At 74.3% G+C, this 12,521-nt stretch carries 8 protein-coding genes and 1 pseudogene; 3 read left to right on the top strand and 6 right to left on the bottom strand.

Features of this window, described 5'->3' with window-relative positions; all coding sequences use genetic code 11:
• Positions 1-93: 93 nt before the first annotated feature.
• The 4 genes from ACFV46_RS09195 to ACFV46_RS09180 form a co-directional block, all read right to left on the bottom strand.
• Positions 94-2,748 carry a DUF6493 family protein gene (locus ACFV46_RS09195; RefSeq protein WP_385497613.1) on the bottom strand — a complete coding sequence of 885 codons (2,655 nt, stop codon included), beginning with the start codon at positions 2,746-2,748 and terminating at the stop codon, positions 94-96.
• Positions 2,745-4,151 carry an SWIM zinc finger family protein gene (locus tag ACFV46_RS09190; RefSeq protein ID WP_385497612.1) on the bottom strand — a complete coding sequence of 469 codons (1,407 nt, stop codon included), beginning with the start codon at positions 4,149-4,151 and terminating at the stop codon, positions 2,745-2,747. The genes ACFV46_RS09195 and ACFV46_RS09190 overlap by 4 nt, the downstream gene beginning before the upstream one ends.
• 143 nt (positions 4,152-4,294) lie before the next feature.
• Positions 4,295-5,866 (bottom strand): alkaline phosphatase D family protein, encoded by a 1,572-nt coding sequence (locus tag ACFV46_RS09185; RefSeq protein ID WP_385497611.1) that lies wholly within the window; start codon positions 5,864-5,866, stop codon positions 4,295-4,297.
• A 186-nt stretch (positions 5,867-6,052) separates the two neighbouring features.
• Entirely contained in the window at positions 6,053-7,510 is a 1,458-nt protein-coding gene (locus tag ACFV46_RS09180) for a PLP-dependent aminotransferase family protein (protein ID WP_385497609.1), read from the bottom strand.
• On the opposite strand from ACFV46_RS09180, the pseudogene ACFV46_RS09175 reads away from it, so the two are divergent.
• A pseudogene (locus ACFV46_RS09175) lies at positions 7,501-8,346 on the top strand (DMT family transporter); the annotation flags it as partial. The gene ACFV46_RS09180 and the pseudogene ACFV46_RS09175 sit on opposite strands and share 10 nt — an antisense overlap.
• Positions 8,347-8,436: 90 nt before the next feature.
• Here ACFV46_RS09175 and ACFV46_RS09170 read toward each other — a convergent pair.
• A complete protein-coding gene (locus ACFV46_RS09170) occupies positions 8,437-9,267 on the bottom strand; it encodes an alpha/beta fold hydrolase (protein ID WP_385497608.1) in 831 nt (276 codons plus the stop codon).
• Positions 9,268-9,458: 191 nt separating this feature from the next.
• Here ACFV46_RS09170 and ACFV46_RS09165 point away from each other — a divergent pair, with 191 nt between their 5' ends.
• Entirely contained in the window at positions 9,459-10,343 is an 885-nt protein-coding gene (locus tag ACFV46_RS09165) for an RNA polymerase sigma-70 factor (RefSeq protein WP_376728433.1), read from the top strand.
• Between the two features lie 167 nt (positions 10,344-10,510).
• Complete coding sequence (locus ACFV46_RS09160; RefSeq protein WP_361930592.1) at positions 10,511-11,272, top strand: GntR family transcriptional regulator; 762 nt, start codon at positions 10,511-10,513, stop codon at positions 11,270-11,272.
• Positions 11,273-11,321: 49 nt separating this feature from the next.
• Here the strand turns inward: ACFV46_RS09160 and ACFV46_RS09155 are convergent, their stop codons facing one another.
• On the bottom strand, positions 11,322-12,479 hold the full coding sequence (locus tag ACFV46_RS09155; RefSeq protein ID WP_361930589.1) for an ROK family protein: 1,158 nt from the start codon (positions 12,477-12,479) through the stop codon (positions 11,322-11,324).
• Between the last annotated feature and the right edge of the window lie 42 nt (positions 12,480-12,521).

Below are 12,521 nucleotides of genomic sequence, written 5' to 3'. Positions count from 1 at the left end.
GTGATCACGAACGTTTTGTGACCAGGCGGTAAAGACCCACTCTGTCCCAGTTTCTACTATTGTGTTGTCACATAATAATTCCTCGGCGGGAGTTCAGGCGGCCAGCTCGGTCGTCAGCGCGGTGTGCAGCCTCCGCGCCTGTCCGACCAGCCGGGACGATCCCCGGCGGTCGGCGGTGCCCGCCAGATGCGGCACCTCCCCGCGTGCCCCGGTCCGCTCGGCGCACTCCGCGGCGGCGGCCAGCAGATCCGCGAGCCCCCGCGTCGGAGCGGTCGCCGCACCCGTCGCCACGTCCGCCAGCAGCACCGGCAGGGTGTGCCGCAGCGTCTCCCAGACGGTGCCGTACGCGCCCGTGGACATCGCCGTGCGGATCGAGTCGACGAGCCGCGACGGCTTCACGACCCCGCGCCGGGCCAGGTCACCCAGGTCCGCGCCCAGTCCGGCCGTGTCCAACTGCCCCCGCGACGCCAGCACCAGCAGGGCGTCGACCGACGCCAGCCGGTCCTCCGGATGCCGTGCGCCGAGCCCGTGCGCCACGGCGAGACGCACCGCCTCACCGGCCTCCCCGCCCGACTCGGCGAGCAGCGGCAGGATCGCCGCCTCCCCGCGGCTGTCGTGGATCGCCGTGAACGAGACGTCGCGCAGCAACCGGACCGCCACCAGCTCCCGTGCCTCGGGAAGCACCGCGAGCCAGTGCGGCCGCATGCCGTCGTGCCAGTGGTAGCAGGACCAGCGCGCCGCGTCGCCGCTCACCGGCAGGCCCAGGGTGCGGAACGCTTCCGGGAGTCCGTCCAGGAACTCGGGTATCGCATCCGCCTCCACCAGGACGCGGTCCTCCGCCGTCCGGCGCCTGAGCACCGGCGTGGGGGGCGCCGAGGCCAGCCACTCGGCCAGCCGCTTCCCCTCCGCCGTACCCAGCGAGGCCGCCCGCTCCGCCACCGCGCCGGCCCGCGCCCGGTCGCCGCGCCGGACCCGGAGCAGCGCCTGCGCGAAGTCGGCCTGCGACACCCGCGCCCCGAGACTCCTGTACTCCTCGAGGCGGGTCACCAGGTCCTCCGGATCCAGCAGCCCCGTGCCCCAGGTCGGCGTGGAGAGCAGGAACGGCAGAGGCTCGGTGCGGAACCGGTAGGCCAGCTCCCAGATCCGGGTCTCGAAGGCCCGGATGAGCGGGGCGTGACCGCACTGGTCACTCGCGGTCCGCATCGCGAGGACGTCGCGGAGGGCGGCGGTGGGAACCGCGCCCGCCACCGCCGCCAGGAGCAGTTCCAGCGCGTGCGACGGGCCGACCAGCCCGTAGGGGCCGGTGAACGAGGACTCCACCGGGTGGCGCAGCGCATCCGGCTGGTGCCACCAGCGCTGGGCCAGCACGGGTCCCAGCGCCTCCAGCAGCCCCTTCCGGTCCCGGTGCGTCTCGCGCACCAGTGCGTCGACGGTCCGCTCGAACGCCGCCACGTCGCCGCCGGCGGCCAGCAGCGCCCCCACCTCCTCGGCGAGTTCCGTCGCCGACGCGGGCGCGGGGGTCAGCCGCACCGGCTGCGGCGCGGGCGGCAGCATCTCCTCGTAGGGGAGCGGCTCCGGCGCGTCGAGGGAGACCCCGAGGACGTCCGCCGCCCGCTGGCGCAGCGCCGGGATCAACTGCTCCGCGGCCAAGCGCAGTTCGTCGCGGACCCCGGCCGCGCCGATCGCGCGCCGGTGCCGCTCGACCAGCTTCAGCGCCCGCTCCTGCACCTCCGAGTCCTCGTGGCCGAACGCCTGGGCGACGGCGGGCAGCAACTCGCCGGCCGTCGACGTGTCACGGGCCAGTACCTTGCCGAGCAGGATCAACTGGGCGCGGACCAGCTTCTTCTCGGTACGGAACAGCACGGCACCCGACATCTCGGCCAGCCGGCGCGCGGGCAGTTCGCCGTCCAGAGCCAGCGACGCCAGCACCGACTGCGCGTGCGCGGCCACCACGGACGGCCCGTCGGACGCCAGGGCCAGCCAGTCGGCGACGCGCTCCCGCTCCTCGTCACGCGTCAGCGTGAACGCCTGCAGCATGCGCAGGAACACCCGGTGATCGGCGGCCGGCCCGCCCCGCAGCAGCCGCGCGACACAGGCGTCCACCGTCGCCCCCCGGTCCAGCGCACCCTCGGCGGTGAGCCGGGCGAGCGCCCCGCTCCAGCTGTCCTCCCCTTCGTCCGACGCCCAGGAGAGCCGGCCCCCGATGTCGGCCGTCTCGAACAGCGCGGCCACCAGCTGCGTCAGATGCGGGTCCTTGCGCAGCCGGTCCAGGATCGTGTCCCCGCGCTGCCAGACATGACCGATGTGATCCACCCAGCCGTGCACATACGCCTCGGTCGTCGGCACCGGGCACCCGGCCAGCCGGACGAGCCCAGCCATCAGCTCGTACGGCACCCGGGAGGTGACCGGCCGGGCCGCCAGACGGTGCGCCACATCCGCGAGCCAGGCCGGGGGCCGGTCGCCCAGCAGGTCGATCAGCACCCCCGGCGAGGCGGACGACCAGCGCATGTCGGAGGCCGCGATCCAGGCGGCCACCCCGGCAGCCCCGGTCTGGCACGCCGCGCCCGCCGCGTGGAGCGCCGGATAGATCCGGCGTGCCTGCGCGGTCCACGGATCGGCCCGCAGCTCCTTGCGCAGCGCTCGCAACTCGGTGAACTCCGACCGCCGTTCGGCGTCCGTCATCCCGTCGAGAAGGCTCACCACGTCCGCCGAACGCCCCGCCCGTACCGCTTCCACCAGCGAACTCATCGCGTACCCCCGGCCTTCGCCATGTCGCGCTCCTCGACGGAGGCGCCTCGCCGAACCATCCGGACCGCCAGCGCATGCTTGCACGGCCCGCGCCCGCCCCGGTACTTGGCCCACCACAGACAGCTGCAGCTGAGCACCCCGGACGCGTCGCGCACCCGGTGCACATGCCCGTCCTCGGCCGTCACCGTGCCGATCTCGCCCTGCAGGGTGACCGCCCCGGCCGCGACCAGGGCCCGTGCCGCCCGCAACCTCGGGTTGTGACGCTCCGCCCGCTCGGCGTCGTACGGCAGCTCCCGGTGGAAGTACGCCGCTTCCGCCGTGTCGTAGCCGACCCGGCCGGAGGTGCCGAGACGGACCAGGGCCGCCCGCACCCGGTCGGCCGTGAGTCCGGAGGCGGCCGCCAGGTCGGCGTCGTCGATCCGGGGCTCCCACGCCAGGAGCACCGCGACCAGTTCCGCGTCCTCGGCGGCCTCGTCGGTGGCGAGCGCGTCGAGGACGCCGCCCTCCCCGGAGAAGCCGCGCGCGGCGTCCGGCGACAGGGTCAAGGTCAGCCGCATCCCGGGCAGGACCGCCTCCCACGCGCTCGCCGTGCCGGCCGAACCGCCGGTGAGCGCCGGGCCGTACACCCGCAGCGCGGTGGCGTACCGCAGCACCCGCTGGAGCGCGACCAGCCGCTCCGGGCCCGGCAGGCACACCGCCCCCGGCACCGCACGGGTCGTCGGCCGCAGGCTCTTCCCGGCGGGCACGACCCAGCGCGCCCCGCCCGACGCGCCGCGTGCACCGCCGCGCGGGAGCGAGCGCAGGAACCGCACCGCCTCGGCCGCCGGCAGTTCCGCCCGCAGATCGAAGCCGACCGCCATGACCTGGGCCTCCGCGAAGCCGCGCAGCCAGCGGTCCGGCAGAGGCACCTTCTTCTCCACGACCGGGCCGTCGACGGTGGTCACCGCCAGCTCCTCGGGACCGACCCGCAGATGGAGCGGATCGTCCGCGCCGATCCGCGACAGCGCCTCCCGCAGCGGGTTGTTGACGTCGACGTTGGTGGTGCCGTGCCCCACCTCGCCGCCGTCCAGGCCCGGTTCCAGCACGTCCAGGCGGGCGTACACCCCGCAGCAGCCGGAGAAGGACTCGAAGCGCAGGCGGTCCCCGTTGCCCGTCACCACCGGGTCCAGGGAGGCGGCCAGCTGCCGCTGGTAGTAGCGGGTGGCCGCCACGTCCGCCACCGCGAGCAGCCCCGCGGACGCCACCTGAGGAGACGTCAGGAAGCCTGTGAAGAACCGCGGATGGTCCTCGACACCGGAGGGTGTCGCACCCCGGGAGGTCTCGAGTCCCAAGTGCTGTCCGTCCGCCGCGGAGCGCAGCGCGGAGGGTCGGCGATAGGCCACGGCCTGGAGAGATCGCGTCATGGGAAAGACCGTAGAGGCGACCACTGACAATCACCCCGACCTGCGAAGACGCCCCCTGGAAGGACCGTGTCGCGGCGTCCGGAGGCCGTGCCGCGCACCGGGGGATGACGCCGGCGCGCGACACGCCTTCCAGGGTAGAGGAGTCACTGACCGACGCGGCCCGGCTGCAGGACCTTGGTGAACAGCACGGTCCCGTCCGACTCGCGCAGCCGCACGGTCAGTTCGCCGCTGCCGCCGTCGATGTCGACCTCGCCGAAGAACTGGTAGCCGCCGGCCGGACCGACGTTGGACGTCGTCGGCGCCTTCACGAAGACCCGCTCCGGGCCGAAGGTGCCGTCGAGGGCGCTCGCCGGGAACGCACCCGCGTTCAGCGGACCGGAGACGAACTCCCAGAACGGCTCGAAGTCGCCGAAGGCGGCCCGCGACGGCTGGTAGTGCTGCGCCGAGGTGTGGTGCACGTCGGCGGTCAGCCACACCGTGCCCGTGATCCGGCGATGCTTGATGAACCGCAGCAGTTCGGCGATCTGCAGCTCCCGCCCCAGCGGAGCGCCCGGGTCGCCCTGGGCCACGCCCTCGATGTCCGGCCTGCCGTCCCCGGTGTCCGGCACCACCAGGCCCAGGGGCATGTCCGCGGCGATCACCTTCCACACCGCTCGTGAACGGGCGAGTTCCCGCTTGAGCCAGGCCAATTGCTCGGCGCCGAGGATGCCCTGGGCGTCGGTGGGCTGGTCGCCGGGGGAGTTGGCGTCGCGGTGGCTGCGCATGTCGAGCACGAACACGTCGAGCAGCGGGCCGTGGTTGATCACCCGATGGACGCGGCCCGACGGGCGCCGCAGCGTCGACAGGGGGAAGTACTCCGAGAAGGCCCGCCGGGCGCGGGCGGCCAGGACGTCGACGTTCTTCTCCGTGTAGCGGGCGTCGGTCAGGATCTCACCGGGGTACCAGTTGTTCAGCACCTCGTGGTCGTCCCACTGGACGATCGAGGGCACTTGGGCGTTGAAGCGCCGGAGGTTCGCGTCGAGCAGGTTGTAGCGGAAGGCGCCGCGGAACTCGGTCAGCGTCTCCGCCACCTTGGACTTCTCCTCGGTGGTGACGTTCCGCCAGACGCTGCCGTCGGGCAGGGTGACGGACGACGAGATCGGTCCGTCGGCGTAGATGTTGTCCCCGCTGCACAGGAAGAAGTCCGGGTCGAGCCGCGCCATCGCGTCGTAGATGCGGTAGCCGCCGAAGTCCGGGTTGATGCCCCAGCCCTGCCCGGCCAGGTCGCCCGACCACAGGAAGCGCACCCCGTCCCGGCGCCGCGCGGAGGCCGTACGGAACGTGCCGGCGACCGGCTCGCCCGTGCGGCGCGGGTCGTCGGGGTCGGCGAGCAGCACCCGGTAGTGGATCTGCTCCCCGGAGGGCAGGCCGTGCAGCCGCGTCGTGCCGGTGAAGTCGGTGCCGGGGCCCAGGAGCGGGCCGTGCCAGCGGCGCGTCCTGCGGAACGACTCGGTCGCCGACGTCTCGACGATCATCCGGGCCGGGCGGTCCGACCGCACCCACACCAGACCCGAGTCCGCCGTCACGTCGCCCGTCTGCACGCCCCAGTCCGCTCTCGGCCGTCCGGACCGGGCGAAGGCGGGTGCGGAGCCGATGGCGGCGGGCAGGGTGAGGGCCGCCGACGCGGCCAGCGTGCCGCGCAGGACGCCGCGGCGGTCCGGGAGAGGAAGGGACATGGCAAGCCTCCAGGGGCGTGATCCGGCCGGTGTGCAGAGCCACAACTACTGGTGCGCCTGGGCGTCGACGGAAACCACAAGTGAACAACCGGTCCCGGCCGGGAGGGAACCGGGCGTTCACCCGGACGGCCGGGGGACGCGGGATTCCGGCCGCCCCGAGGTGAACACCGCACGCCTCCACCCTCGTCAGCCCGGCCCGGCCGCCTCGGCCATCGCCCGCACCCCCGCCCGTATCCGGCCCGGCGGCAGGTGCGCGTACCCCAGCACGAGACGCACCCCCGCGTCCTCCTCGCCGCCCCCGGCACGCGCGTGCGTGTAGTGCGTCAGCGGATGTACGGCCACCCCGGCCGCCGCCACGCGCGCGAGGAACCGCTCCTCGGGGCCGTACCGTGCGGGCAGCGCGGCGATGACGTGGAGCCCGGCCGCGATCCCGGTGACGCGTGCTCCGGGGAAGTGCTCGTCGAGCGCCGTGACGAGCGTGTCGCGGCGCTCCCGGTACGCCCGCTGGCAGCGGCGCAGCTGCCGGTCGTAGTCGCCGCGCTCCACGAACCGGGCGAACACCGCCTGGTCGAGCGTGGGATGACCGAGGTCCATGGTCCGCTTGCGCTCGACGACCTCCTCGGCCAGCGCCTCCGGCACCAGGAGCCAGCCGAGCCGCAGCCCGGGTGCGAGGGACTTGCTGACCGACCCGGCGTAGGCGATGCGTTGCGGGTCGAGTCCCTGGAGCGCGCCCACGGGCGCCCGGTCGTACCGGAAGTCGCCGTCGTAGTCGTCCTCGAGCACGAACCCGTCCACGGATCGCGCCCAGTCGAGCAGTTCGGCACGCCGGCGCGCGGAACAGGCGATGCCGGTCGGGAACTGGTGGGCGGGTGTCGTCACGACACACCGCACGCCCGACGCCCGCAGCGGACCCATCGCCGGGCCCTCGCCGTCCAGGGGCAGCGGCACCGCCCGCACCCCGGCGGCGGCGTACAGGGCGGCGTGCTGCGGGCTTCCCGGATCCTCGACACCGACCTCGTGGATGCCGCGCGCGTGCAGCACGAAGCCGAGCACCGCCATCGCCTGCGACACCCCGGACAGCACCACGATCCGCTCGGGATCGGCGACCACGCCCCGGCGACGCGCCAGGAGCGCGGCCAGCGCGGAGCGCAGCCTGGGCAGGCCGCGCGGGTCCGGGTACCCCAGCTCGTCGTGGGGGAGTTCGGTCAGGACGGCGCGCTGCGCCGCCGCCCACGCGGGCCGGGGGAACAGCGACACGTCCGGCGTGCCGGGTACGAAGCCGGCCCGTGCCCCGGCGGGGCGGGGCGCGTGGTCCCGCGCGCGGGGCGGCGCGGCCCGCGCGGCACCCCCCACCCAGGTCCCGGCACCCCGGCCGCTGCGCAGATACCCCTCCGCCGTCAGCTGTTCGTACGCCTCGGTGATCAATCCGCGCGACACCCCGAGGTCGGCGGCGAGATCCCGGCTCGACGGAAGCCGCGTCCCCGGAGCCAGCCGTCCCGACCGCACCGCCTCGCGCAGCGCCTCCCGCAGCGACCGTCCACGCGCGCGTGGGGGTGCCGCGACCGCGGGCAGCAGCACCTCCCAGGCGTGCGACGTGGCGTCCCGTGCGGTGTCCCGCGCGGAATTGGTCTCCGATGACGTCATGGAAGTGGACCTTAAACCGGGCCGCCGCCGTTCCTAGCGTCACTGCCATGAACGCCACCACCACGCGCGGCGCGCTGCTCGCCGCGCTCGCCTGCGTCCTCGTCGGAGGATCCTTCACCGCCAACAGCCTGCTCGGCGACTATCCGTACGCCGGCGGCCAGTTCCTGCGCTACGCGCTCGCCTGCCTGCTGCTGGTCCCGCTCGCCGGACGCGGTGCCCCCGCGCGCCTGCGCGCGCTCACCGTCCGCCAGTGGGTGCGGCTCGGGGTGCTCGCCGCCGTCGGCATGCTCGGGTTCAACCTCGCCGTCCTCGCCGCCGAACGCACGGCGGAACCCGCCGTTCCCGGCGTGTTCGTCGGCTGCGCCCCCGTGGCCGTGGCCGTGCTCGTCCCGCTTCTGGACGGCCGCCGCCCGCAACGGGCCGTGCTGTACGGCGCCGCGCTCGTCGCGGTCGGCGCGTTCACCGTGCAGGGGTGGGGCCGCACCGACGGCACCGGCATCGCCTTCTCGGTGTGCGCGCTGGTCGGCGAGGTGGGCTTCGCGGTCCTCGCCGTACCCGTGCTGCGGCCGCTGGGGCCGCGTCTGCTGTCCGCGACGGTCTGCGGGGTCGCCGCCGTCCAGGCCGCACTGGTCGGGCTGCTCGCGGACGGCACCGGGTGGCTGCGCCGGCCCGACGCGACCGAGACCGCCGCACTGCTGTGGCAGGCGGCGATCGTCACGGTCGTCGGCTTCGTGTGCTGGTACATGGGCATGCAGCGCATCGGCGCCGAGCGGGCCACGCTCTTCTCCGGTCTCATCCCGGTGGCCGCCGCCTGCACCGCCCCGCTGGCCGGGACCGGCTCCTACGGCGCCGTGCAGGGACTCGGCAGCGCCCTGGTCGGCGCCGGGGTCGCCCTGGGCTCCGGTGCGCTCCGGCCGCGCCGCGGGTCAGCGGCTGCCGTCGAGGATGACGCGCGCGACCAGGGCCGGGTCGTCGTTCATGGGGCAGTGGCCGCAGCCGGGCAGCCGGACGAGCCGCGCCTTGGGGATGACCCGCTTGGCGCGCACACCCTGACGGGGGATGAGCAGCCGGTCCCGGCTGCCCCAGGCCACGGTCACCGGGATCTCGGAGATGTCGTCCAGGAACTGGACGGCCCGGCCGGACCGCAGGGTCTGGTCGAAGCCCGTGGCGCCGGCCAGCGCGAGCGTCTCGGCGACCACGGCCTCCGGTGAGCGGCGGCCCGGGCGGGCGTAGATGGTGCTGGTCAGCGCCGTACGCCCGGCCGCCGACCGGGACAGCCGCTCGACCAGTGGCAGCGGCATCCGCCGGGAGATGTGCCGCATCGCGAGCAGGACGCCGAAGGCGTAGCGCCGCTCGGCCGGGGTCCAGAAGCCGGCGGGGGACAGGGCGGTGACGGACCGGGCGAGCTTCTCGCGGCCGAGCTGCAGGGCGATCAGCCCGCCCAGCGAGTTGCCCGCGACATGCGGACGGTCCAGTTCCAGGGCCTCGCAGAAGGCGCCGAACACGGCCGTCGTCGTGGCCAGGTCGTAGGCGAGCCCGTTCGGCAGGCCGGGGGAGGTCCCGAAGCCGGGCAGGTCCACCGTGATGACCTCCCGCTCGGTCGCGAGGATGTCGAGCACCGGGTCCCAGACCTGCCGGTGGTGACCGATGCCGTGCAGCAGGAGCAGCGGCTCGCCGCGGCCCACGCGCGCGTAGTCGACGCTCACGTCGCGCGGCCCGAGAGGCGACGCGACCTGGAAGGAGACGGTGGCGGACATGGCGGTGCTCCTACTCTGAACCCGGCTGGACACGCCGACGGACGGCCGTAGACAGCTTGTCAGCAATTGCTACCGACGGGTAGACCCCCGTTGCCGAGGAGTGGTTCCGGCGGCCGCCGCCCAGGGGACATCGGACGGCGGCCGTCCGAATCGCCTGGACACGTCCCACCGCGCCGGGATGGGATGGTGCCGTGACCACCGATGCCGAGACCGACGTCTTCGAAGAGCACCGCCCCGTCCTCCTCGGGGTCGCCTACCGCATGCTCGGCCGTGTGGCCGACGCGGAGGACGTGGTCCAGGATGCCTGGCTGCGCTGGTCCCGGGCCGACCGGTCCGAGGTGCGCGAACCACGCGCCTACCTGGTGCGTGTCACCACCCGCCTGGCCATCGACCGGCTGCGCCAGGTCAAGGTGCGCGGCGAGAGCTACGTCGGCCCCTGGCTGCCGGAGCCGTACGTCACCGACTTCGGCGACCGCGTCCCGGACACCGCGGAACGGGCCGTCCTCGCCGACTCCGTGTCCCTCGCCGTGCTGATCGTCCTGGAGTCCCTGTCGCCGCTGGAGCGGGCGGTGTTCGTCCTCCGGGAGGCCTTCGGCTACCCCTACGCCGAGATCGCCGCCATGCTCGACCGGGGCGAGGCGGCGGTACGTCAGCTCGCCGGGCGCGCCCGCCGGCACGTCGAGGAACGACGGCCCCGCTACGAGGTCGACCCGGCCGAGCGGCGCGACCTGACCGAACGGTTCCTCGCCGCGGCCGCCGGCGGCGACCTGGAGGGGCTCATGTCGCTGCTCGCGCCGGACGTCCGGCTCATCGGCGACAGCGGAGGCAAGGCCAAGGCGCCGCTGCGGATCCTGGAGAGCGCCGACCACGTGGGCCGTTTCCTCGCGGGCGTGGCGCGGAAGGGCATCGCCGACGCGAGCTTCCGATACCTGGAGATCAACGGCGGCCCCGCGCTCCTGGTCCTGTCCGGCGGCACGCCCGACAGCGTCTTCCAGGTGGACGTCCTGGACGGGCGGATCCAGGCGGTCTACGTCATCCGCAACCCCGACAAGCTCAGGGCCCTCACAGGCGCATGACAAGCGGCCGACAGGCCACGTGAGGGCGTGATCACAGCCCGTGAGCGGTCCGGGTGATTGGTATTGACCAAGGGTGTGGGCCGTCCTATGGTCGCTGACAAGTGCAACAACCTTTAATAAACAAGGCGCTGAAACGCCGCCGGGCCACGGCGATTGCGGAGGACAGGGTGGGGACCACGCAGCTGGAAACGGTGCCGGAACCGAAGTACTGGCACCTGAGGACCGTGCTCAGCGAGGCACTTGAATCGGAGTTCTCGGTGGGCGAGATCCTGCCCAACGAACGCGACCTGGCCGCCCGCTTCGGCGTCGCCCGGGCCACGCTCCGCCAGGCACTGGAACAGCTCGAACTCGAAGGCAGGCTGCAACGCCGCCGCGGTGTCGGCACGACCGTCGCACCGCCGCGCGTGGGCGTGGCCGTGGGCACCGAGCAGCACGCCTGGCCCGGAGCCGCCGAGGACGGCTGGCAGGCCACGGACTGCGCCCTCGCGGCGCCGCCCGCCACGGTCGCCGACACCCTGGTGACCGGCACCGGCGAACCCGTGCACACCGTGCGCCGCTCCCGGGTGACGCACGGTCAGCCGGTCGCCGCCGAACTGCTCTACGTGCCGCCGTCCTCGGTGCCCGACCTGTCCGCCATCGACGCCCCGTCGGGCGCCGCACGCGCGCGTGCCGTGCTGCGCGAGCTCCAGCGACTGGAGCTGGAGGGCCGGGAGAGCGCCGTCGAACTGGGCTCGGCCCGCGCCGACGACGCCAGGGAACTCGACCGGCTGCCCGGAGCGCCGGTGCTTGTCGTGACGACGCGTTACCTCGCGCGCGGCAGGACCGCTGCGCTCTCCGTCGCCACCTACCGCGCCGACACCTGCCGGCTGACCTTCGGCGACACCGGAGGCGTGGAGATCCACGAGGACCCGGAGCGCCGGGCCTCCTGACGGCGCGACAGCCCGCGCCCCGGACTCCCGCTCCGGGACGCGGACACGCTCACCGGCGGCCCGTGACCGTCCCCTCGACCGCGAACAGCTGCTCCTCCACATGGTCGAGGGCGAGCCGCAGCGCACCCGTCGCCACGGCGGCCTCACCGAGCAGGGACAGGGCCACGTTCGGCGGGCGCAGGCAGTAGCGGGACAACTCCCGCCGCAGCGGCTCCAGGACACCGTCCAGGCCGGCCGCCCAGCCCCCCACCACGACCAGCTCCGGGTCCAGGGCGAGGACCAGGGCGGCCACGTCGTGCACGAGCCGCTGGATGAACCGGTCGACGGCCTCCAGCGCGCGCTGATCGCCCTCACGGGCCTGGGCGAACACCGCCGCCACGGCCCGCTCGTCGAGCGGACGCAACGGCTCGTCCGTGGTCGACAGCAGCGTCTCCGGCGTCGCCTCACGGCCCAGCATGTGCAGCGCGCCGATCTCCCCGGCCGCGCCGCCGAACCCGCGGTGCAGCTTCCCGCCGATCAGCGAACCGGCGCCCGGGCTCAGCCCCGCCAGCACGAACACCACATCGTCGGACTCGGTCGCCGACCCCTTCCAGTGCTCGGCGACCGCCGCCGCGTTGGCGTCGTTCTCCACCAGCACCGGGCACTTGAAGGACCGGCTCAGCCGCTCGCCCAGCCGCAGCCCGGTCCAGCCGGGCAGCGCCGCCCCCAGCCGCACGGTGCCGTCGGCCTCCACGATGCCCGGCGTCGCCACCCCGACGGCCCGCAAGGAGCCGCGCGCGACCCCGGCCCGGCGCAGCAGCTCCACGACCGCCGTGCGGACCTTCTCCAGGCGCTCGTCGGCGTCGGCCGCCTCGTCGACGTCCTTGGTGGTGGCGCCCATCACCCGGCCGTCCAGGTCGGCGAGCAGCGCGGCGACCCGGTGCGCGCCGATGTCCAGGCCCAGCAGATGACCCGCCTCGGCACGGAACCGGAACCGCCGCGCGGGCCGGCCCTGCCGGCGGGCGACACTGTCGTCAGCCGCCTTCTCGACGACGTACCCCGCCTCGATCAGCCCCTCGACGACCCCCTCGACGGTGGGCCGGGACAGTCCCGTCACCCGGGTGATCTCCGTCAGCGTGGCGGCATCCGTGGCACGCAGCGCGTGCAGCACCACCGCGGAGTTGATCCTTCGCAGCAGCGAGGGATCCCCACCGGTCAGCTGCCCCAAAGGTCCGTCCTCCCAGCTCGTGCGCGTGTTGGGCGGATGCTA

Origin of the sequence: Streptomyces sp. NPDC059852, from assembly GCF_042731455.1 — a bacterium.
Lineage (GTDB): Bacteria > Actinomycetota > Actinomycetes > Streptomycetales > Streptomycetaceae > Streptomyces.
The sequence above is the reverse complement of the archived record's forward strand: the minus strand, read 5'-3'. Positions and strand labels throughout refer to the sequence as shown.